Origin of the sequence: Geopseudomonas sagittaria (assembly GCF_900115715.1) — a bacterium.
GTDB lineage: Bacteria > Pseudomonadota > Gammaproteobacteria > Pseudomonadales > Pseudomonadaceae > Geopseudomonas > Geopseudomonas sagittaria.
In genome coordinates, this window is record NZ_FOXM01000004.1 from 216,685 (window position 1) to 237,082 (window position 20,398).

The following is a 20,398-nucleotide window of genomic DNA, read 5'->3' on the forward strand; positions in this document are numbered from 1 at the left end:
ACACTAAACTGTTCCCAAGTAACACCACAGGACGGCAACAGCGTCCCGTCCAGTAGATCTAGTTATACGGCAACATCGAGGAATGCCTGCTCCCTGGCCAACGCGTGCGGGCTGAACACCAGCCAGGGTCGCTCGCGCAGGAACACGCCATGGATGAGAGGCTGAATGGAGGCCTCGAGCGGTGGCAGCTGCTCGGCGAAGGCCTCCACGGAAAAGTGCTGCATGCCGAACACTTCGTCGACCACCAGACCGGCAAAGACCTTGTCGTGCTCGACTACCAGCACCCGCCGCTGCTTGCGCAACGGGGACAGTTCGCCACCCAGAAAACCGCACAGGTCCATGATCGGCAGCAGGCGCCCACGCACGTTGGCCACCCCCTTGACCCAGCTCTTGACACCAGGCAGCAGGGTATAGCGGGGCTCGTGGAGGACTTCGCTAACCTCGCCCATGGGCGCGACGAACAGTCGCGAGCCCATGCGGAAGCCGATGCCGCTCCAGCTCTGCGCCACCTCCTGCCGAGCTGGCAAACCCGCAGAAAAGCGCCGGCAAAGCTGATCGATTTCGAGCAGTCGCTGGAAAGGTGTCATGACATCGGACATGCCGGCCCTGGCCTTCTGGTTGGAATTATCTCGCCCGCTCCACCGTTCAGCCGGCCTGGACGGCGCTGATGGTCTTCAACAGGGTTTCTTCATCGATCGGCTTGGTCAGGTAGTCGCGAGCGCCTTGGCGCTTGCCCCAGACCTTATCGGTTTCCTGATCCTTGGTGGTGACAATGATCACCGGAATGTGACCTGTTTCCGGATCCTTGGTCAGCTGGCGGGTGGCCTGGAAGCCGTTGAGCCCCGGCATCACCACGTCCATCAACACCACGTCGGGCTTCTCCTGGCGCGCCAGGGCAACGCCGTCAGCACCGTTTTCCGCCTTGAGAATCTGATGGCCATGCTTTTCGAGCATGGCGGTCAGCTTGTACATCTCGGTTGGCGAGTCATCAACAATCAGAATTCGAGCCATGAAATCCCCCAATAAAGGCACGCGTCGGCAGCCGGACGGCCGGACGTCAGGTGGTTGCTTGCTCCACCGGTACGAAGCCGGGAACGTGCGTCTTGATGGCGCCGAGCAGTTCTTCCTTGCTGAAGGGCTTGGTCAGATACTGGTCGGAGCCGACGATACGCCCCTTGGCCTTGTCGAACAGGCCGTCCTTGGAGGACAGCATGATCACCGGCGTAGATTTGAACGCACTATTATTCTTGATCAGGGCGCAGGTTTGGTAGCCGTCCAGGCGCGGCATCATGATGTCGACGAAGATGATGCTCGGATGCGAATCGGCAATCTTGGCCAAGGCATCGAAGCCGTCGACAGCTGTGATGACGTCACAACCCACTTTCTTCAGCAGTGTTTCGGCGGTACGACGAATCGTTTTCGAGTCGTCGATCACCATGACTTTCAAGCCATCGGAATGTTGTTCCATGTCTGCCCTACCATTGCCTCGGTGAGTCGTTATTGTCCATCGCCCAACGCTTGCGGCGCTGCCACCCACGGGCTGCAACCTGATCGTCGGGGCTTTTTAGCACACTCTCCTGCGGCAAGCCATAAACCCCGGATGCGCAAGGTTTTTCCTTGACTCAAAGCAAACTCGCGGCCACCTTGGACGACCGCTAATCGCCTTGTACGGCCGTCAAGCCGTTGTTTCGTTGTGGAGGACTTCCCCTATGAGCGTTCGCCTGGGCATCGTCATGGACCCCATCGGTCGCATTTCCTTCAAGAAGGACAGCTCGCTGGCCATGCTGCTGGCCGCCCAGGCCCGCGGCTGGTCGCTGTACTACATGGAGCAGCATGACCTCTACCTGCGCGACGGCCAGGTCCGCGCCCGGGGGCGCTCGCTGCAGGTCTTCCATGATCCCAAGCACTGGTTCCATCTTGATGACCAACAGGACCTGGCGCTGCACGAGCTGGACGTGGTGCTGATGCGCAAGGATCCGCCCTTCGACAACGAATTTCTCTATTGCACCCACCTGCTCGAGCAGGCCGAGCGCGAGGGCCTGCTGGTGGTCAACCGCCCGCAGAGCCTGCGCGACTGCAACGAGAAGCTATTCGCCACGCAGTTTCCGCAGTGCACGCCACCGACCCTGGTGAGCCGGCGGGTCGACATTCTGCGCGAGTTCGCCAGCGAACAGCGTGACATCATTCTCAAACCCCTGGACGGCATGGGCGGCTCCTCGATCTTCCATCACCGCCACGGCGACCCCAACCTGTCGGTGATCCTCGAGACCCTGACCAATCACGGCACCCGGCAGATCATGGCGCAGCGCTACCTGCCGGCGATCAAGGACGGCGACAAGCGCATCCTGATGATCGACGGCGAGCCGGTACCCTACTGCCTGGCGCGCATCCCGGCGCACGGCGAAACCCGCGGCAACCTGGCTGCCGGCGGCCGCGGCGAAGCCCGCCCGCTGACCGAGCGCGACCGCTGGATCGCCGCCGAGGTCGGCCCGACCCTGCGTGACAAGGGTCTGCTGTTCGTCGGCCTCGACGTGATCGGCGAGCACCTCACCGAGATCAACGTCACCAGCCCGACCTGCATCCGCGAGATCGATGCCGCCTTCCACACCGACATAGCCGGCCAGCTGATGGAGACGATTGCCGGCAAGCTCGCCGCACGCCAGAACTGAGCCAGGCAAAGCGTCAAGGCGCGGAGTGCTTCATGGACTTTTGCCTGAGCCGGCGGCAGACTGCGTCGATTCCCTGCCATGCGCCGACCGATGAACGCAGCCGTCCAAACCGCCACCTCCCCATCCGCCGGCGTGCGCCCGGCGGATCGCCTGGGCTTCACCCTGTTCCTCACCGCAGCCGTGCATCTGGCCCTGCTGCTCGGGGTCAGTTTCGCCCTGCCCGAACCGAACATGGTGAGCAAGACGCTCGACGTCACCCTCGCCAGTTTCAAGAGCGCCGAAGCGCCGAAACAGGCCGACTTCCTCGCCCAGCATGACCAGCAGGGCAGCGGCAGCCTGGAGCACAAGGCAACGCCGAAGACCACCGAGCTGGCGCCCTTCCAGGACAGCGAGATCCGCCGCGTCGAGCCGCCGAGCCAGCCCAAGACCAGCCCGCCACCGCAACCGACCCGCGCCGCCGTCGCCAGTCGCGCAGCGCAACCCGACAAGACCAGCACCAAGGCGCCGACCCCGCAACCGCCCCAGCCGACCCAGCCGGCACCGGCGTTCGACAGCAGCCAGCTGTCCAGCGAGATCGCCAGCCTCGAGGCGCAGCTGACCCACGAGCGCCAGCTGTACGCCAAGCGCCCGCGCATCCACCGCCTCAACGCCGCCTCGACCATGCGCGACAAGGGCGCCTGGTACAAGGAAGAGTGGCGGCGCAAGGTCGAGCGGGTCGGCAACCTCAACTACCCCGATGCCGCACGCCGCGAGCGCATCTACGGCAGCCTGCGCCTGCTGGTGTCGATCAATCGCGACGGCACCCTGCGCGAGGTCCAGGTCCTGGAGTCCTCCGGCCATACCATCCTCGACCAGGCCGCCCTGCGCATCGTGCGCCTGTCGGCGCCGTTCGCGCCGTTCAGCGGCGACCTCAGCGATGTCGACGTGCTGGAAATCATCCGTACCTGGCGCTTCGAGCGCGGTGACCGCCTGGGCAGCTTCTGAGCCCGGAGGGCCGCGGGCGCTGCGCCGCCCTTGCGGCGACCGCCGCCACAGCCGAAACTAGGGCTCATGAAAAGCACAACCCCCAGCTACCTCAAGCATCACTTCCTGATCGCCATGCCGCACATGGCCGACCCCAACTTCGCCCACACGGTGATCTATCTGGTCGAGCACAACCAGCATGGCGCCATGGGCCTGGTGATCAACCGCAGCAGCGGCCTCAGTCTGGCCGACGTGCTCGAGCAGTTGCAGCCGGAAAACGAGCCGGACGAGCGCTGCCGGCACCTGCCGATCTACGCCGGCGGCCCGGTGCACACCGACCGCGGCTTCGTCCTCCACCCGCGCGACTGGAGCTACCAGGCCACCCTGGAACTCGGCGAGCTGGCGCTGTCCACCTCCCAGGACGTGCTGCTGGCGATCGCCGACGGCAGCGGGCCGCCGCGTCACCTGATCGCCCTCGGCTACGCCGGCTGGGAGGCCGGCCAGCTGGAGGCCGAGCTGATCGACAATGCCTGGCTGACCTGCCCGGCCGATCCGGCGGTGCTGTTCGACGTCGACGTCGAGCAGCGCCTGCAGCGCGCCGCCGCGCCGCTGGGCATCGACCTCAGCCTGCTCACCAGCCAGGCCGGCCACGCATGAGCGCGCCGCGCCTGCTGCTCGGCTTTGACTACGGCAGCAAGCAGATCGGTGTCGCCGTCGGCCAAGCGATCACCGGCCAGGCCCGCGAGCTGTGCGTACTCAAGGCGCAGAACGGCGTGCCCGACTGGACGCAGATCGAGAAGCTGATCCAGGAGTGGCAACCGGACGCCATCGTCGTCGGCCTGCCACTGAACATGGACGGCACGCCCAGCGAGATGAGCGCCCGTGCCGAGAAATTCGCCCGCCGCCTCAATGGCCGCTTCAACCTGCCGGTATTCACCCACGACGAGCGCCTGACCACCTACGAGGCCAAGGGCCAGCGCCTGGCCCAGGGTCAGCGCGGCGGCTATCGTGAACGCCCGGTGGATGCGCTGGCCGCCGCCCTGCTGCTCGAGGGCTGGCTGGAGCTGCAACCCGCCCACCCGCTTTGACTGCCCGAGGAATGCCCATGACCCTGCCCGACCCCGCCGCCCTGCTGGCGCAGATGGCCGCCGAGCTGCGCGCCCACCTCGCCCGCCGCGGCATCCGCGAACCCCGCTTCATCGGCATCCATACCGGCGGCGTGTGGGTGGCCAGCGCCCTGCTCGAGCAGCTCGGCCACGGCGATGCGCCGCTCGGCGTGCTCAACGTGTCCTTCTATCGCGACGACTTCAGCCAGCACGGCCTGCACCCGCAGGTGCGCCCCTCCGAGCTGCCGTTCGAGGTCGAGGGCCAGCACCTGGTGCTGATCGACGACGTGCTGATGAGCGGACGCACCGTGCGCGCGGCGCTCAACGCGCTGTTCGACTATGGCCGCCCGGCCAGCGTGACCCTGGTCTGCCTGCTCGACCTGGACGCCCGCGAACTGCCGATCCGTGCCGACGTGCTCGGCGCCACCCTGTCGCTGGCCCCCGACCAGCGGGTAAAATTGCACGGTCCCGCACCGCTCGCCCTCGAGCTGCAGACCCTCGCCGCCTCCCACTGAGAATTTCCGCGATGACGCCAACCGACGCCAAGCGCCCGTTGCAGCTCAACGACCAGGGCCAGCTGCGCCACTTCCTGTCGCTCGACGGCCTGCCCCGCGAGCTGCTCACCGAGATCCTCGACACCGCCGACTCCTTCCTCGAGGTCGGCGCCCGCGCGGTGAAGAAGGTGCCGCTGCTGCGCGGCAAGACCGTGTGCAACGTGTTCTTCGAGAACTCCACGCGCACCCGCACCACCTTCGAGCTGGCCGCCAAGCGCCTGTCCGCCGACGTGATCACCCTCAACGTGTCGACCTCCTCGACCAGCAAGGGCGAGACGCTGACCGACACCCTGCGCAACCTCGAGGCGATGGCCGCCGACATGTTCGTGGTGCGCCATGCCGACTCCGGTGCGGCGCACTTCATCGCCGAGCACGTCTGCCCGCACGTGGCGGTGATCAACGGCGGCGACGGCCGCCACGCCCACCCCACCCAGGGCATGCTCGACATGCTGACCATCCGCCGCCACAAGGGCAACTTCGAGAACCTCTCGGTGGCCATCGTCGGCGACATCCTGCACTCGCGGGTGGCGCGCTCCAACATGCTGGCGCTGAAGACCCTCGGCTGCCCGGACATCCGCGTCATCGCGCCGAAGTCCCTGCTGCCGGTCGGCGTCGAGCAGTACGGCGTGCGCGCCTACACCGACCTGGCCGAAGGCCTCAAGGACGTCGACGTGGTGATCATGCTGCGCCTGCAGCGCGAGCGCATGCAGGGCGGCCTGCTGCCCAGCGAAGGCGAGTTCTACCGCCTCTACGGCCTCACCGAGCAGCGCCTGGCGCTGGCCAAGCCGGATGCCATCGTCATGCACCCGGGGCCGATCAACCGCGGCGTGGAGATCGAGTCGGCGGTGGCCGACGGCGCCCAGTCGGTGATTCTCAACCAGGTAACCTACGGCATCGCCATCCGCATGGCCGTGCTGTCCATGGCCATGAGCGGCCAGCAGACCCAGCGCCAGCTCGAACAGGGAGACGCCCAGTGAAACTCAGCATCCACGGCGCCCGCCTGATCGACCCCGCCAGCGGCCTCGACCAGATCAGCGACATCCACATCGACAGCGGGCGCATCGCCGCCCTCGGCGCAGCCCCGGCCGGCTTCGACGCCGAGCAGCAGATCGCCGCCCACGGCCTGATCGCTGCCCCCGGCCTGGTCGACCTGGCGGTGAGCCTGCGCGAGCCGGGCTACACCCGCAAGGGCAGCATCGCCAGCGAAACCCGCGCCGCCGCTGCTGGCGGCGTCACCAGCCTGTGCTGCCCGCCGCTGACCAAGCCGGTACTGGACACCACCGCGGTCGCCGAACTGATCCTCGACCGCGCGGCGGCCGCCGGGCATGCCCGCGTGTTCCCCATCGGCGCGCTGAGCAAGGGTCTCGACGGCGAGCAGCTGGCCGAACTGGTGGCCCTGCGCGACGCCGGCTGCGTCGCCTTCGCCAACGGCCTGGCGCCGATGGCCAACAGCCGCGTGCTGCGCCGCGCCCTGGAGTACGCCGCCACCTTCGACCTCACCGTAGTGTTCCACTCCCAGGACCCCGACCTCGCCGAAGGTGGCCTGGCCCACGAAGGTCCGACCGCCAGCTTCCTCGGCCTGCCGGGCATCCCGGAGACCGCGGAGACCGTGGCGCTGGCGCGCAACCTGCTGCTGGTCGAGCAGAGCGGCGTGCGCGCCCACTTCAGCCAGCTGACCAGCGCCCGCGGCGTGGAGATGATCGCCGCCGCCCAGGCCCGCGGCCTGCCGGTGACCGCCGACGTCGCCCTGTACCAGCTGATCCTCACCGACGAGGCGCTGGCCGGCTTCTCCAGCCTGTATCACGTGCAGCCACCGCTGCGCTCGCGCAGCGACCGCGACGCCCTGCGCGCCGCCGTGCAGAGCGGCGTGGTGCAGGCCATCGCCAGTCACCACCAGCCCCACGAGGCGGACGCCAAGCTGGCGCCGTTCGGCGCCACCGAACCGGGCATCAGCAGCGTCGAGCTGCTGCTGCCGCTGGCCCTGACCCTGGTCGAGGACGGCCTGCTCGACCTGCCGACCCTGCTGGCGCGCCTGACCTGCGGCCCGGCCGCCGCCCTGCGCCTGCCGGCCGGCCAGCTGGCCGCCGGCCAGAATGCCGACCTAGTGCTGTTCGACGCCCAGGCGCAGACCCTGGCCGGCGAGCGCTGGCTGTCGCGCGGCGGCAACAGCCCGTTCCTCGGCCACTGCCTGCCCGGCGCGGTGCGCTACACCCTGCTCGGCGGACGCATCAGCCACCAGGCCTGATCGGCTGCGCAAACGACAAGGCCCGCCATTTGGCGGGCCTTGTCGTTGTGGGCGGGATTCAGAAGCGCCAGGCGTTGCGGATCGAGATCTGGTCGTTGAGCGTCCAGAAGTCGTAGAGCACGCCGATCAGGAAGAAGCCACCGGTGCACAGGTAGAGGATGCCGGTGAACCACTTGCCCATGTACATGCGGTGCACGCCGAATACGCCGAGGAAGGTCAGCAGGATCCACGCCACGTTGTAGCTGGTGCGCCCGCTGTTGAAGCGCAGGTCGGCCTCGCGATCCATGCCCGGGATCAGGAACAGGTCGATCAGCCAGCCGATGCCGAGCAGGCCGAGGGTGAAGAACCACAGGGTGCCGGTCACCGGACGCCCGTAGTAGAAGCGGTGCGCGCCGAGAAAGCCGAAGATCCACAACAGGTAGCCGATCAGCTTGCTGTGGGTGTCCCGGGTCAATGTCGTCATGCTGCCTCCTGGAAAGAATCAAGGGTGGCAAGCCAAGGCTGCCACCCGCTTCGACCGACGGTACGCCCAGGCGTTCCCTTCAGCGGCGGCGCAGCCCCGGCTGATCCTCGTCGCTGCGCTCGAGGCTCAGGCTCTGGGTCAGGCTGCCGAGGTGCTCGGCATCGGTTTCCGAACCGAGCTTGATCATCAGGCGCAGGTCGTTGGCCGAGTCGGCATGGGCCAGGGCATCCTCGTAGGTGATCTCGCCGTTGCTGTACAGCTGGTACAGCGCCTGGTCGAAGGTCTGCATGCCCTGCTCGCTGGAGCGCTTCATCAGGTTCTTCAGCTCGTGCACCTCGCCCTTGCGGATCAGGTCGGCGGCCAATGGCGTGTTGATCAACACCTCGATCACCACCCGGCGGCCCTTGCCGTCCGGGGTCGGCACCAGCTGCTGGGCGACGATCGCCTTGAGGTTGAGCGACAGATCCATCCACGCCTGCTCGTGACGGTCCGCCGGGAAGAAGTGGATGATGCGATCGAGCGCCTGGTTGGCGTTGTTGGCGTGCAGGGTGGCCAGGCACAGGTGGCCGGTTTCGGCGAAGGCCACCGCGTAGTCCATGGTCTCGCGGGTGCGCACCTCGCCGATCATGATCACGTCCGGCGCCTGGCGCAGGGTGTTCTTCAGCGCCACCTCGAACGACTCGGTATCGATGCCCACCTCGCGCTGGGTGACGATGCAGCCCTGGTGCTGGTGGATGAACTCGATGGGGTCCTCGATGGTGATGATGTGGCCCTGGGAGTTGCGGTTGCGCTCGCCGATCATCGCCGCCAGCGAGGTCGACTTGCCCGCGCCGGTACCGCCGACGAACAGCACCAGGCCGCGCTTGCTCATCGACAGCTGCTTGAGCACGTCGGGCAGCTTGAGCTCCTCGATGGTCGGGATGTTGGTCTCGATGCGGCGCAGCACCATACCCACCAGGTTGCGCTGGTAGAAGGCGCTGACCCGGAAACGGCCGACGCCGCGCGCGCTGATGGCGAAGTTGCACTCGTGGGTCTCGGCCAGCTCGCGGCGCTGCTGCTCGTTCATCACCGACAGCACGGTCTCGCGGGTCTGCTCGGGCGACATCGGGTTCTTGGTCACCGGCAGGATGCGCCCGTTGACCTTCATCGACGGCGGCACCCCGGCGGTGATGAACAGGTCGGAGCCACCCTTCTCGATCATCAGGCGCAGCAGTTTCTCGAATTCCATGGTTTTCCCTTGATGCTTCGCGCTGCCCGGGCAGCGTGGCAGCCAGGCGCCCGACCGGGCGACCTGGCCGGACGGTTACAGGCTTTCCGGCGACTTGGCCTTTTCCTTGGCCGCCTCGCGGCTGACCAGACCCTTGCTGAGCAGGGTCTTCAGGCAGGCGTCGAGGGTTTGCATGCCCAGCGCACCACCGGTCTGGATCGCCGAATACATCTGCGCCACCTTGTCCTCGCGGATCAGGTTGCGGATCGCCGGGGTGCCGATCATGATCTCGTGGGCCGCCACCCGGCCGCCGCCGGTCTTCTTCAGCAGGGTCTGTGAGATCACCGCCTGCAGCGACTCGGAGAGCATGGAGCGGACCATGGACTTCTCCTCGGCGGGGAACACGTCGACCACCCGGTCGATGGTCTTGGCCGCCGAGGTGGTGTGCAGGGTGCCGAACACCAGGTGACCGGTTTCCGCGGCGGTCAGCGCCAGGCGGATGGTCTCCAGGTCGCGCATCTCGCCGACCAGGATGATGTCCGGGTCCTCACGCAGCGCCGAGCGCAGCGCCTCGGCGAAGCCGAGGGTATCGCGATGCACCTCGCGCTGGTTGACCAGGCACTTCTTCGACTCGTGGACGAATTCGATCGGGTCCTCGATGGTGAGGATGTGGTGGTACTTGTTGCTGTTGATGTAGTCGATCATCGCCGCCAGGGTGGTCGACTTGCCCGAACCGGTCGGTCCGGTGACCAGCACCAGGCCGCGCGGCACGTCGGAGATCTTCTTGAACACCTCGCCCATGCCGAGGTCTTCCATGCTCAGCACCCGCGAGGGAATGGTCCGGAACACCGCGCCGGAACCGCGGTTCTGGTTGAACGCGTTGACCCGGAAGCGCGCGACGCCAGGCACCTCGAAGGAGAAGTCGGTCTCGAGGAACTCCTCGAAGTCCTTGCGCTGCTTGTCGTTCATGATGTCGTAGATCAGCGCATGCACCTGCTTGTGCTCCATCGGCGGCAGGTTGATGCGGCGCACGTCGCCATCGACGCGGATCATCGGCGGCAGACCGGCGGAGAGGTGCAGGTCCGATGCGCCCTGCTTGGCGCTGAAGGCCAGCAGCTCGGTAATATCCATGGGGGTCCCCAATCACAAACAAGCGGGTAGAATGCTGCGACAGCCAGCGGCCGGTGCAGGAAGCGGAAGTAAATGTCCACGATCCACGACAATATTGCAAAGGTCCGAACGCGCATCCGTGAGGCGGCGCAAGCATCCGGTCGCGATCCGCAGGCGGTGCAGCTGCTGGCGGTGAGCAAGACCAAGCCGGCGCACGCCCTGCGCGAGGCCTTCGCCTGCGGCCAGCGCGACTTCGGCGAGAACTACCTGCAGGAGGCCCTGGCCAAGCAGGCCGAACTGGCCGACCTGGATCTCGTCTGGCATTTCATCGGCCCGATCCAGTCGAACAAGACCAAGCCGCTGGCCGAGCACTTCGCCTGGGTGCACTCGGTGGATCGCCTGAAGATCGCCGAGCGCCTGTCCGCCCAGCGCCCCGCACACCTCGCCCCCCTGAACATCTGCCTGCAGGTCAACGTCAGCGGCGAGGCCAGCAAGTCCGGCTGCAACCCCGACGAGCTGCCGGCGCTGGCCGCCGCGGTGGCCGCGCTGCCCAACCTGCGCCTGCGCGGACTGATGGCGATTCCCGAACCGACCGCGGAGGTCGCCGCCCAGCGCGCCGCCTTCGCCCGCCTGCGCCAGCTGCAGGAAAGCCTGTCGCTGCCCCTCGACACCCTGTCGATGGGCATGAGCGACGACCTCGAAGCGGCGATCGCCGAAGGCGCCAGCTGGGTGCGCATCGGCAGCGCGCTGTTCGGCGCCCGCGACTACCCTCAGAAAGCTTCCGAGAGCCCCGCCCGCTGAGGCGGCGCCCTCCCCGACCTGAAAGGAACTTGCCCCATGACTCATCCGCGCATCGCCTTCATCGGCGCCGGCAACATGGCCACCAGCCTGATCGGCGGGCTGATCGCCCGTGCCGTGCCCGCCGAGCGCATCACCGCCAGCGAACCCTCCGCCGAGCAGCGTGAGCGCATCGCCGGCGAGCACGGCATCGCCGTGTTCGCCGACAACGCCGCCGCCGTGGCCGGCGCGGACATCGTGGTGCTGGCGGTCAAGCCGCAGGTGATGAAGGAAGTCTGCCAGGCCCTGGCCCCGGCGCTGCCGGCCGGCGTGCTGGTGGTCTCCATCGCCGCCGGCATCCCCTGCGCCAGCCTCGAGCGCTGGCTCGGCGAGCAGGCCATCGTGCGCTGCATGCCCAACACCCCGGCACTGCTCCACGAAGGCGCCAGCGGCCTGTACGCCAACGCGCGCACCAGCGCCGCGCAGCGCGAGCAGGCCGAGGCCCTGCTGGATGCGGTCGGCCTGGTGCTGTGGCTGGACAACGAGCAGCAGATCGATGCGGTGACCGCGGTGTCCGGCAGCGGCCCGGCCTACTTCTTCCTGCTCATGGAGGCGATGACCGCCGCCGGCGAGCGCCTCGGCCTGCCCGCCGCCACCGCCAGCCTGCTGGCCCGGCAGACCGCCTTCGGCGCGGCGCGCATGGCCCTGGTCAGCGACTTCGACCCGGCCGAACTGCGCCGCCGGGTGACCTCACCCAACGGCACCACCGAGGCGGCGATCAAGGCCTTCCAGGCCGGCGGCTTCGAGGCGCTGGTCGACCAGGCCCTGCACGCCGCCGCCCACCGCTCGGCCGAACTCGCCGAACAGCTCGGCCAATAAGGAGCCCCGATGAACGGACTCAACACCGCCGCCGTCTACGTCGTGCAGACCCTCGGCAGCCTGTACCTGCTGATCGTCCTGCTGCGCTTCATCCTCCAGCTGGTGCGCGCCGACTTCTACAATCCGCTCAGCCAGTTCGCGGTCAAGGCCACCAAGCCGCTGCTCAACCCGCTGCGCAAGGTGATTCCCGGCTTCGGCGGCCTGGACCTGGCCTCCCTGGTGCTGGCGCTGCTGATCCAACTGCTGCTGATGATCCTCACGCTGCTGCTGATGGGCTACGGCATCGGCGCCCTGCTGCCACAGCTGCTGGTGTGGTCGGTGATCGGCGTCACCGCGCTGTTCGTGAAGATCTTCTTCTTCGCCCTGATCGCCAGCGTGATCCTCTCCTGGGTCGCCCCGCACAGCCACAATCCCGGCGCCCAGCTGGTCAACCAGCTCTGCGAGCCGCTGCTGGCGCCGATCCGGCGCATCCTGCCGAACCTCGGCGGCCTGGATATCTCGCCGATCTTCGCCTTCATCGCGCTGAACCTGGTGGACATGCTGGTGATCAAGAATCTCGCCGCCATGACCAGCATGCCGCAACTGCTCAGCCCGTTCCTGTAAATGAGCTGGTTCCGCTGGGACGGCGCGGACCTGATCCTCGCCTGCCACCTGCAGCCCAAGGCCAGCAAGGACGAGTTCGCCGGACTGCATGGCGAGCGCCTGAAGATCCGCCTCACCGCGCCGCCGGTGGAGGGCAAGGCCAACGCTCACCTGCTGGCCTTCCTCGGCAAGGCCTTCGGCGTGGCCAAGAGCCAGGTCAGCCTGGAAAGCGGCGACCTCAACCGACAGAAGCGCGTGCGTATCCACGCGCCGCAGCAGCTGCCGGCGGAGCTGGCCGCGGAACTCGAGGCCGGACGCCAGGCGCAGCGTGGCTCAGGCCAAAGGCCGTAACCCCCCCCTTCCACCCGCGCCCTTGCCCCTCGGGGGCGCGCTCTTTAGACTGGCGCACTTCATTTTTCGAGAGCAGGGTCGATGCCCACCGTCTTCGCCGAAGATTCCGTCGGCCTGGTCAGCCCCCAGGTACTGCACTTCAAGGACCCCCTCCCGCTGGCCTGCGGCCGCCAGCTGGCCGACTACGAGCTGGTCTACGAAACCTACGGCACGCTCAACGTCGAGCGCAGCAACGCCGTGCTGATCTGCCACGCCCTCTCCGGCCACCACCACGCCGCCGGCTACCACAGCCCCGACGACCGCAAGCCAGGCTGGTGGGACAGCTGCATCGGCCCCGGCAAGCCGATCGACACCCGCAAGTTCTTCGTGGTCAGCCTCAACAATCTCGGCGGCTGCAACGGCTCCACCGGGCCCGGCAGCCGCAACCCGGAAACCGGCCGCGCCTACGGCGCCGACTTCCCGGTGCTGACCGTGGAGGACTGGGTGCACAGCCAGGCGCGCCTGGCCGACGCCCTCGGCATCACCCAGTGGGCGGCGGTGGTCGGCGGCAGCCTCGGCGGCATGCAGGCCATGCAGTGGAGCATCAGCTACCCCGAACGCATCCGGCACTGCCTGGTGATCGCCTCGGCGCCCAAGCTGTCGGCGCAGAACATCGCCTTCAACGAGGTGGCGCGCCAGGCCATCCTCACCGATCCGGACTTCCACGGCGGACACTTCCAGGAGCAGGGCACCATCCCCAAGCGCGGCCTGATGCTGGCACGCATGGTCGGCCACATCACCTACCTGTCCGACGACGCCATGGGCGAGAAATTCGGCCGCGAGCTGAAGACCGACCAGCTCAACTACGACTTCCACAGCGTCGAATTCCAGGTGGAAAGCTACCTGCGCTACCAGGGCGAGGAGTTCTCCGGGCGTTTCGACGCCAACACCTACCTGCTGATGACCAAGGCGCTGGACTACTTCGACCCGGCCGCCGCCCATGACGGCGACCTGGTCAAGACCCTCACGCCTGCCCGCGCCGACTTCTGCGTGATCTCCTTCTCCACCGACTGGCGCTTCTCGCCAGCGCGCTCGCGGGAGATCGTCGATGCGCTGGTGGCGGCGAAGAAGAACGTCAGCTATCTGGAAATCGAGTCGGCCCACGGCCACGACGCCTTCCTCATCCCCAGCCCGCGCTACCTGCAGGGCTTTGGTCGCTACATGAACCGTATTGCCGTGTAAGGAAGCCTGTCCGACATGCGTGCCGATCTGGAAATCATTCAGGAATGGATCCCCGCCGGCAGCCGGGTCCTCGACCTCGGCTGCGGCAATGGCGAACTGCTGGCCTGGCTGCGCGAGCACCGCAACGTGCACGGCTACGGCCTGGAGCGCGACCCGGACAAGATCGCCCAGTGTCTGGACCGCGGGGTCAACGTCATCGAGCAGGACCTGGACCTCGGCCTCGACCACTTCGGCGACGACAGCTTCGACGTGGTGGTGATGACCCAGACCCTGCAGGCGGTGCACTACCCCGACCGCCTGCTGCGCGACATGCTGCGGGTCGGCAAGACCTGCATCATCACCTTCCCCAACTTCGCCCACTGGCGCTGCCGCTGGTACCTGGCGCGCAAGGGCGAAATGCCGCGTTCCGACTTCCTGCCCTACACCTGGTACAACACGCCGAACATCCACTTCTGCACCTTCCGCGACTTCGAGGCGCTGTGCCGCGAACAGCGGCTGCGCGTGCTCGATCGCCTGGCGGTGGACCGCGACCACCGGCTGCATGCACTCACCCGCCTGTGGCCTAATCTGTTGGGTGAGATCGGTATCTACCGAGTCACCCGCTGAGCAAGGAGAACCACCATGCGTCGCCTAGCCCTCCTCCTCCTCACCCTGAGCCTGGCCCTGCCGGCCGCCGCCGAGCGCCTGCAACGCTTCGGCGACCTCGAGGTGCACTACAACGTGTTCAACTCCAGCTTCCTGCAGCCGGACATCGCCGCCGCCTCCGGCCTGACCCGCAGCAAGACCCAGGGCGTGGTCAACGTCGCGGTGATGCGCGCCGGCAAGGCCGTCCCCGCGGCCAGCGTCAGCGGCTCGGTGAAGAACCTGCTCGGCCAGAGCAAGACGCTGAACTTCCAGCGTGTCAGCGAAGGCGAGGGCGACACCCAGGCGGTCTATCACCTGGCGCAGTTCAGCATGACCGACCGCGAGGTGCTGACCTTCGACCTCAAGGTGCAGGAAGGCGGCAACACCCACAGCCTCACCTTCAACCAGGAAGTATTCCCCGACGAATGAAAGCCCTGACCGAACTGGTACTGGCCAGCCACAACGCCGGCAAACTCAAGGAACTGCAGGCCATGCTGGGCGACGCCGTGCGCGTGCGCTCGGTGGCCGAGTTCAGCAGCCATGAGCCGGAAGAGACCGGCCTGAGCTTCGTCGAGAACGCCATCCTCAAGGCCCGCCACGCCGCGCGGGTGTCCGGCCTGCCGGCGCTGGCCGACGATTCGGGCCTGGCGGTGGACGCCCTCGGCGGCGCCCCGGGCATCCGCTCGGCGCGCTACGCCGACGGCCTGGGCGATGCGGCCAACAACGCCAAGCTGCTCGACGCCCTCAAGGACGTGCCGGACGCCGAGCGCGGCGCCCGGTTCGTCTGCGCCCTGGCCCTGGTGCGCCATGCCGATGATCCGCTGCCGATCATCTGCGAGGGCCTCTGGCACGGCCAGATCCTCCATGAGGCGCGCGGCACCGGCGGCTTCGGCTACGACCCGCTGTTCTGGGTACCGGAGCGCGAGTGCGCCAGCGCCGAACTGTCGCCCGTCGAGAAGAACCAGCTGAGTCACCGCGCACGGGCCATGGCCCAGCTCAAGCAGCGGCTGGCCCTCGCTTGAACCGCGCGAGCGAGCACGGCGTCAGCTCCGCGCTGGCGCCGGTCGGGCCGTTCCAGCTGCCGCCGCTGGCGCTGTACATCCACATCCCGTGGTGCGTGCGCAAGTGCCCGTACTGCGACTTCAACTCCCACGCCGCCGGCCCCGAGCTGCCGGAAGTGGCCTATGTCGACGCCCTGCTCGCCGACCTCGACATCGACCTGCCCGCCGCCCACGGCCGCGAGCTGGGCTCGATCTTCTTCGGCGGCGGCACGCCCAGCCTGTTCTCGGCGCGCGCCCTCGACCGCCTGCTGCAGGGGGTCAACCGGCGCCTGGGCTTCGCCCCGGACATCGAGATCACCCTCGAGGCCAATCCGGGCACGTTCGAGCAGGCCAAGTTCGTCGACTACCGCCGGCTCGGCATCAACCGCCTGTCGATCGGCGTGCAGAGCTTCCAGACCGAGCAGCTCAAGGCGCTGGGGCGCATCCACGACGGTGATGAGGCGATCCGCGCCGCCGAGATGGCGCGCCGCGCCGGCTTCGACAACTTCAACCTCGACCTGATGCACGGCCTGCCCGGCCAGGACGTCGCCGGTGCACTGGCCGACCTGCGCCAGGCCATCGCCCTGGCGCCGACCCACCTGTCCTGGTACCAGCTGACCCTGGAGCCGAACACGGTGTTCTGGAGCCAGCCGCCGGAGATTCCCGAGGACGACATCCTCTGGGACATCCAGGAGGCCGGCCAGGCGCTGCTGGCCGAACACGGCTTCGCCCAGTACGAGACCTCGGCCTACGCCCGCGATGAGCGCCGCGCCCGGCACAACCTCAACTACTGGAGCTTCGGCGACTTCCTCGGCATCGGCGCCGGTGCCCACGCCAAGCTGAGCGCCCCCGACGGCGCTATCCGCCGCAGCTGGAAGACCCGCCTACCCAAGGACTACCTCGACCCGGGCAAGCCGTTCCAGGCCGGCGAGCGCCTGCTGGAAGCCGGCGAGCTGCCGTTCGAGTTCATGATGAACGCCCTGCGCCTGACCGGCGGGGTGCCGGCGGCGCTGTACGAGCAGCGCACCGGCCTGCCGCTGGCCAGCATCAGTGACGCCTGCGCCGCGGCGCGCGCCGCCGGCCTGCTCGACGCCGATCCGCGGCTGCTGCGGCCGACCGCCCGCGGCCAGCTGTTTCTCAACGATCTGCTGCAGCACTTTCTGCCCTAAGCGTGTGCGGCGTGGCAGGCCCGTCACGCTGCACCGGGTAAACTAGCCCGAGCCTTCCCGTACTAGTCAGGAGTCCGCATGGATCTGCTACTCGACCTGTTCGTCACCCTGTCGCGCTGGTGCCGCAGCCATCTCGACGAGATCGCCCTGGCGGTGGTCGCCGCGCTGCTGGTGCTGTTCGGCCCGCTGGTCAATGCCTGGCTGCAGCGCCAGGTCGGCAGCCTCAACTTCGTGTTCCGCACCCTGCTGTTCATCCTGCTCTGCGCGCTGGGCTACGGCATGGTCATCGTGCATGCCACCCCCTGGCTGGCCAAGGGCCTGGCGCAGCTGAACAACTACACCCTGGCGCCGGCGCTGCTGCTGGTATTCATCGGTATCGGCGTGATCGCCGAGCGGCGCTGAGTCCACCCTGCGCACCGACCAGAAACGACAAAGCCGGGCAAGCCCGGCTTTGTCGTCAGTGCAATCGACTCACTCAACGCGCTGGAACTTCAGATCCCACACGCCATGACCAAGGCGCTCACCGCGGCGCTCGAACTTGGTCACCGGGCGCTCCTCGGGGCGCGGCACGTAGCCGCCGTCCGCGGCCAGGTTGCGGTAGCCGGGCGCCGCGCTCAACACTTCCAGCATGTACTCGGCATACGGCTGCCAGTCGGTGGCCATGTGCAGCACGCCGCCGACCTTGAGCTTCTGGCGCACCAGCTCGGCGAAGGCCGGCTGCACGATGCGCCGCTTGTTGTGCTTGGCCTTGTGCCACGGGTCGGGGAAGAACAGCAGCACGCGATCCAGGCTGGCGTCGGCCACGCACTGGCGCAGCACGTCCAAGGCATCGCAGCTGTACACGCGGATGTTACTGAGGTTCTGCGCCAGCGCGCCGCTGAGCAGGGCGCCGACGCCCGGCTTGTGCACCTCGACGCCGATGAAGTCCTGCTCGGGGGCGGCGGCGGCCATCTCCAGGGTCGAGTGGCCCATGCCGAAGCCGATCTCGAAGGTGCGCGGCGCTTGGCGTCCGAACACCTGGTCGAAGTCGCGCAGGCCGTCCTCCAGCTCGAGGCCGAACTTCGGCCAGCCCTGTTCGAGGCCGCGCTGCTGGCCCTCGGTCACCCGCCCGGCACGCATCACGAAGCTCTTGATGGTGCGCAGACGGCGCGCTTCGCCGGCAGCTTGCGGCGCTTGTTGGATTTCGTCAGTCATGAACACTTTCGCTGTAAAGACAAACGAGCCCTGCCCTCGCGGACCGGACTCGCCGTGCTGAAGTCAGGGCAGCGCCAGGGGCCTGCCCATGTAAACGTCGGTTAGCGGATCAACCCTTCCAGCGGCGACGAGGCGCTGGCGTACAGCTTCTTCGGCATACGCCCGGCCAGGTAGGCCAGGCGACCGGCGACGATGGCGTGCTTCATCGCCTCGGCCATCAGCACCGGGTGCTGGGCGTGGGCGATGGCGCTGTTCATCAACACCGCCTCGCAACCCAGCTCCATGGCGATGGCGGCATCCGACGCGGTACCCACCCCGGCATCCACCAGCACCGGCACGGTGGCCTCCTCGAGGATGATGCGCAGGTTGTACGGGTTGCAGATGCCCAGGCCGGTGCCGATCAGGCCGGCCAGCGGCATCACCGCGATGCAGCCGATCTCGGCCAGCTGGCGGGCGATGATCGGGTCGTCGCTGGTGTAGACCATCACGTCGAAACCATCCTTGACCAGGGTCTCGGCGGCCTTGAGGGTCTCGAGCACGTTGGGGAACAGGGTCTTCTGGTCGGCCAGCACTTCCAGCTTGACCAGCTTGTGACCGTCGAGCAGCTCGCGAGCCAGGCGGCAGGTGCGCACCGCTTCCACCGCGTCGTAGCAGCCGGCGGTGTTGGGCAGGATGGTGTAGCGGTCCGGGCTGATCACGTCGAGCAGGTTCGGCTCGCCGGGATTCTGGCCGATGTTGGTGCGGCGCACGGCGACGGTAACGATCTCCGCGCCGGAGGCCTCAATGGCCAGGCGGGTCTCGTCGAGATCCTTGTACTTGCCGGTACCGACCAGCAGGCGCGAGTTGTAGGTGCGGCCGGCGAGGACCAGCGGCTTGTCGGTGCGGGAAGACTGGGTCATGGAAGGCTCCATACGAGCAGGCGGAAACGGGTAAAGGGCGGCGGTGCAGGAGACAGCCGGCTAGCCGCCGCCGATCGCATGCACCACCTCGACCCGGTCGCCTTCGCCGAGGCGGGTCGCGGCATGCTGGCTGCGCGGCACGATATCGAGATTGAGCTCGACCGCCACGCGCTTGCCGGTCAGCTCGAGCCGCTCCAGCAGGTCGGCGACGGACAGACCGTCGGGCAGGTCGAGGGCTTCGCCATTCAGCTGAATGTGCATGGGTATCCGCTCGCGAACACAGGGAAAGCCGGCATTCTAGCGCCGATCGTGGAGGATGACCAAGGCGGCGGCCGGATGGCTCAGTGGCGGCGCGACTGAGCGCGACTGGCGGCGATCCCCAGGCACAGCCAGCCGGCGAGCAGGCAGACGCCGCCCAGCGGGGTGACCGGGCCGACCCTGAGGCTGCTCAGGGTCAGCAGGTACAGGCTGCCGGAGAACAGCAGGATGCCGGCGGCGAACAGGCCGCCAGCCGCCGCCAGCAGGCGCGAGCGCCAGTGCAGGGCCAGCGCGCCGACGCCGAGCAGGGCCAGCGCATGCACCAGCTGGTAGAGCACGCCGGTGTGGAACACCGCCAGGTACTCGGGGCTCAGGCGACCGCGCAAGCCATGGGCGGCAAAGGCGCCGAGGGCCACGCCGGTGAAACCGTAGAGCGCAGCGAGCAGGACGAACAGACGCGACATGGGGGACTCCCACATCAGAAACGGCAGCCATGATCGCCCCAGACACCTGCCACAGGCAAACCGGCTGCACGCGGCCGAGCCGGACAAGGAGAGGTCGATTGCAGACAAGCCACGTTTTTCCACGTCGCTATGGTGAAGAGCCGTATCCACCCGCACACTCATAGGAGCACCCCATGCACCAGCCGATCACTCTGCTGCGCGACACCCAGCCGATTCCCGTCCTCGACGCCTCCAAGTGGCGGATCATCGAGGGCGAGCCACACACGGTCAACCTGAACGCTTACACCTCGCCCGACGGTCGCAAGATCATGGGCACCTGGATCTGCACGCCGGGCAAGTGGGAGGTCAGCTACGACAAGTGGGAGTACTGCCACTTCCAGGAAGGCTACTGCATCATCACTCCCGAAGGGCAGGAGCCGATCCACCTGCGCGCCGGCGACATATTCATGATCGAGGCGGGCATGCGCGGCACCTGGGAAGTGGTGGAAACCGTCCGCAAGTACTTCATCTTCGTCGCCGACTGACTCCCCTGCGCGCCGGGCGGACGCCCCGCCCGTCCCGGGGCCGGCGACTTTGCGCCGCGGGCAGTCCCGTGGCGAGGCGGACGCCCTCTATAATGGCCA

The 20,398-nt window shown here is 67.7% G+C and carries 28 protein-coding genes; 18 read left to right on the forward strand and 10 right to left on the reverse strand.

Annotated features, from left to right (window positions below; genetic code table 11):
* Window positions 1-62: 62 nt before the first annotated feature.
* From BM297_RS06950 to pilG, 3 genes are read right to left on the reverse strand one after another with little or no spacing between them, the layout of a single operon-like run.
* A complete protein-coding gene (locus BM297_RS06950) occupies window positions 63-599 on the reverse strand; it encodes a chemotaxis protein CheW (protein WP_092429641.1) in 537 nt (178 codons plus the stop codon).
* Between the two features lie 46 nt (window positions 600-645).
* A complete protein-coding gene (pilH, locus tag BM297_RS06955) occupies window positions 646-1,011 on the reverse strand; it encodes a twitching motility response regulator PilH (protein WP_090308839.1) in 366 nt (121 codons plus the stop codon).
* Between the two features lie 46 nt (window positions 1,012-1,057).
* Window positions 1,058-1,468 carry a twitching motility response regulator PilG gene (gene pilG / locus BM297_RS06960; protein WP_092429643.1) on the reverse strand — a complete coding sequence of 137 codons (411 nt, stop codon included), beginning with the start codon at window positions 1,466-1,468 and terminating at the stop codon, window positions 1,058-1,060.
* A 241-nt stretch (window positions 1,469-1,709) separates the two neighbouring features.
* On the opposite strand from pilG, the gene gshB reads away from it, so the two are divergent.
* The 7 genes from gshB to BM297_RS06995 all read left to right on the forward strand — a co-directional run bounded on the left by gshB (window position 1,710) and on the right by BM297_RS06995 (window position 7,537).
* Window positions 1,710-2,669: a glutathione synthase gene (gshB, locus tag BM297_RS06965; protein WP_092429645.1), complete on the forward strand. Its 960-nt coding sequence runs from the start codon at window positions 1,710-1,712 to the stop codon at window positions 2,667-2,669.
* Between the two features lie 90 nt (window positions 2,670-2,759).
* Entirely contained in the window at window positions 2,760-3,653 is an 894-nt protein-coding gene (locus BM297_RS06970) for an energy transducer TonB (protein ID WP_092429647.1), read from the forward strand.
* A 66-nt stretch (window positions 3,654-3,719) separates the two neighbouring features.
* The gene (locus BM297_RS06975) at window positions 3,720-4,289 is read left to right on the forward strand and encodes a YqgE/AlgH family protein (RefSeq protein ID WP_092429649.1); all 570 of its coding nucleotides are present in this window, start codon (window positions 3,720-3,722) and stop codon (window positions 4,287-4,289) included.
* On the forward strand, window positions 4,286-4,720 hold the full coding sequence (gene ruvX, locus BM297_RS06980; RefSeq protein ID WP_092429651.1) for a Holliday junction resolvase RuvX: 435 nt from the start codon (window positions 4,286-4,288) through the stop codon (window positions 4,718-4,720). The genes BM297_RS06975 and ruvX overlap by 4 nt, the downstream gene beginning before the upstream one ends.
* A gap of 17 nt (window positions 4,721-4,737) precedes the next feature.
* Entirely contained in the window at window positions 4,738-5,253 is a 516-nt protein-coding gene (gene pyrR / locus BM297_RS06985) for a bifunctional pyr operon transcriptional regulator/uracil phosphoribosyltransferase PyrR (RefSeq protein WP_092429653.1), read from the forward strand.
* A gap of 11 nt (window positions 5,254-5,264) precedes the next feature.
* On the forward strand, window positions 5,265-6,269 hold the full coding sequence (locus BM297_RS06990; protein ID WP_092429655.1) for an aspartate carbamoyltransferase catalytic subunit: 1,005 nt from the start codon (window positions 5,265-5,267) through the stop codon (window positions 6,267-6,269).
* Window positions 6,266-7,537, forward strand: coding sequence for a dihydroorotase (locus tag BM297_RS06995; RefSeq protein WP_092429657.1), 1,272 nt, complete (start codon window positions 6,266-6,268; stop codon window positions 7,535-7,537). The genes BM297_RS06990 and BM297_RS06995 overlap by 4 nt, the downstream gene beginning before the upstream one ends.
* Window positions 7,538-7,595: 58 nt before the next feature.
* On the opposite strand, the gene BM297_RS07000 is transcribed toward BM297_RS06995, so the two are convergent.
* The 3 genes from BM297_RS07000 to BM297_RS07010 all read right to left on the reverse strand — a co-directional run bounded on the left by BM297_RS07000 (window position 7,596) and on the right by BM297_RS07010 (window position 10,338).
* Complete coding sequence (locus tag BM297_RS07000; RefSeq protein WP_092429659.1) at window positions 7,596-8,000, reverse strand: NINE protein; 405 nt, start codon at window positions 7,998-8,000, stop codon at window positions 7,596-7,598.
* Between the two features lie 79 nt (window positions 8,001-8,079).
* Window positions 8,080-9,228 carry a PilT/PilU family type 4a pilus ATPase gene (locus tag BM297_RS07005; protein WP_092429661.1) on the reverse strand — a complete coding sequence of 383 codons (1,149 nt, stop codon included), beginning with the start codon at window positions 9,226-9,228 and terminating at the stop codon, window positions 8,080-8,082.
* Between the two features lie 75 nt (window positions 9,229-9,303).
* Complete coding sequence (locus BM297_RS07010; RefSeq protein ID WP_092429663.1) at window positions 9,304-10,338, reverse strand: type IV pilus twitching motility protein PilT; 1,035 nt, start codon at window positions 10,336-10,338, stop codon at window positions 9,304-9,306.
* A gap of 72 nt (window positions 10,339-10,410) precedes the next feature.
* Here BM297_RS07010 and BM297_RS07015 point away from each other — a divergent pair, with 72 nt between their 5' ends.
* The 10 genes from BM297_RS07015 (at window position 10,411) to BM297_RS07060 (ending at window position 17,362) form a co-directional block, all read left to right on the forward strand.
* Window positions 10,411-11,118, forward strand: a complete 708-nt coding sequence (locus tag BM297_RS07015; protein ID WP_092429665.1) for a YggS family pyridoxal phosphate-dependent enzyme — start codon at window positions 10,411-10,413, stop codon at window positions 11,116-11,118.
* A 36-nt stretch (window positions 11,119-11,154) separates the two neighbouring features.
* Entirely contained in the window at window positions 11,155-11,973 is an 819-nt protein-coding gene (gene proC / locus BM297_RS07020; RefSeq protein WP_092429667.1) for a pyrroline-5-carboxylate reductase, read from the forward strand.
* Window positions 11,974-11,982: 9 nt separating this feature from the next.
* Entirely contained in the window at window positions 11,983-12,576 is a 594-nt protein-coding gene (locus tag BM297_RS07025) for a YggT family protein (RefSeq protein ID WP_092429669.1), read from the forward strand.
* Window positions 12,577-12,906 carry a DUF167 domain-containing protein gene (locus tag BM297_RS07030; protein WP_092429671.1) on the forward strand — a complete coding sequence of 110 codons (330 nt, stop codon included), beginning with the start codon at window positions 12,577-12,579 and terminating at the stop codon, window positions 12,904-12,906.
* 81 nt (window positions 12,907-12,987) lie between these two features.
* Window positions 12,988-14,127, forward strand: a complete 1,140-nt coding sequence (gene metX / locus BM297_RS07035) for a homoserine O-succinyltransferase MetX (RefSeq protein WP_092429673.1) — start codon at window positions 12,988-12,990, stop codon at window positions 14,125-14,127.
* Between the two features lie 15 nt (window positions 14,128-14,142).
* Window positions 14,143-14,733 carry a methionine biosynthesis protein MetW gene (gene metW, locus BM297_RS07040; RefSeq protein WP_092429675.1) on the forward strand — a complete coding sequence of 197 codons (591 nt, stop codon included), beginning with the start codon at window positions 14,143-14,145 and terminating at the stop codon, window positions 14,731-14,733.
* A gap of 15 nt (window positions 14,734-14,748) precedes the next feature.
* The gene (locus tag BM297_RS07045; RefSeq protein ID WP_092429677.1) at window positions 14,749-15,180 is read left to right on the forward strand and encodes a DUF4426 domain-containing protein; all 432 of its coding nucleotides are present in this window, start codon (window positions 14,749-14,751) and stop codon (window positions 15,178-15,180) included.
* Window positions 15,177-15,773: an RdgB/HAM1 family non-canonical purine NTP pyrophosphatase gene (gene rdgB / locus BM297_RS07050; protein ID WP_092429679.1), complete on the forward strand. Its 597-nt coding sequence runs from the start codon at window positions 15,177-15,179 to the stop codon at window positions 15,771-15,773. Before BM297_RS07045 ends, rdgB begins: the two co-directional genes overlap by 4 nt.
* Window positions 15,774-15,805: 32 nt before the next feature.
* Window positions 15,806-16,960: a radical SAM family heme chaperone HemW gene (gene hemW / locus BM297_RS07055; protein WP_175526618.1), complete on the forward strand. Its 1,155-nt coding sequence runs from the start codon at window positions 15,806-15,808 to the stop codon at window positions 16,958-16,960.
* A gap of 78 nt (window positions 16,961-17,038) precedes the next feature.
* Window positions 17,039-17,362, forward strand: coding sequence for a DUF3392 domain-containing protein (locus BM297_RS07060; RefSeq protein WP_092429683.1), 324 nt, complete (start codon window positions 17,039-17,041; stop codon window positions 17,360-17,362).
* Window positions 17,363-17,431: 69 nt separating this feature from the next.
* On the opposite strand, the gene trmB is transcribed toward BM297_RS07060, so the two are convergent.
* From trmB to BM297_RS07080, 4 genes are all read right to left on the reverse strand, one after another.
* A complete protein-coding gene (gene trmB, locus BM297_RS07065; RefSeq protein WP_092429685.1) occupies window positions 17,432-18,154 on the reverse strand; it encodes a tRNA (guanosine(46)-N7)-methyltransferase TrmB in 723 nt (240 codons plus the stop codon).
* A gap of 101 nt (window positions 18,155-18,255) precedes the next feature.
* On the reverse strand, window positions 18,256-19,053 hold the full coding sequence (locus BM297_RS07070) for a thiazole synthase (protein WP_092429687.1): 798 nt from the start codon (window positions 19,051-19,053) through the stop codon (window positions 18,256-18,258).
* Between the two features lie 60 nt (window positions 19,054-19,113).
* Window positions 19,114-19,314 carry a sulfur carrier protein ThiS gene (gene thiS, locus BM297_RS07075; protein WP_092429689.1) on the reverse strand — a complete coding sequence of 67 codons (201 nt, stop codon included), beginning with the start codon at window positions 19,312-19,314 and terminating at the stop codon, window positions 19,114-19,116.
* 80 nt (window positions 19,315-19,394) lie between these two features.
* Entirely contained in the window at window positions 19,395-19,775 is a 381-nt protein-coding gene (locus tag BM297_RS07080) for a DUF423 domain-containing protein (protein ID WP_092429691.1), read from the reverse strand.
* Window positions 19,776-19,948: 173 nt separating this feature from the next.
* Between BM297_RS07080 and BM297_RS07085 the strand changes: the two genes are divergently transcribed.
* The gene (locus BM297_RS07085) at window positions 19,949-20,299 is read left to right on the forward strand and encodes a cupin domain-containing protein (protein ID WP_092429693.1); all 351 of its coding nucleotides are present in this window, start codon (window positions 19,949-19,951) and stop codon (window positions 20,297-20,299) included.
* Window positions 20,300-20,398: the final 99 nt, after the last annotated feature.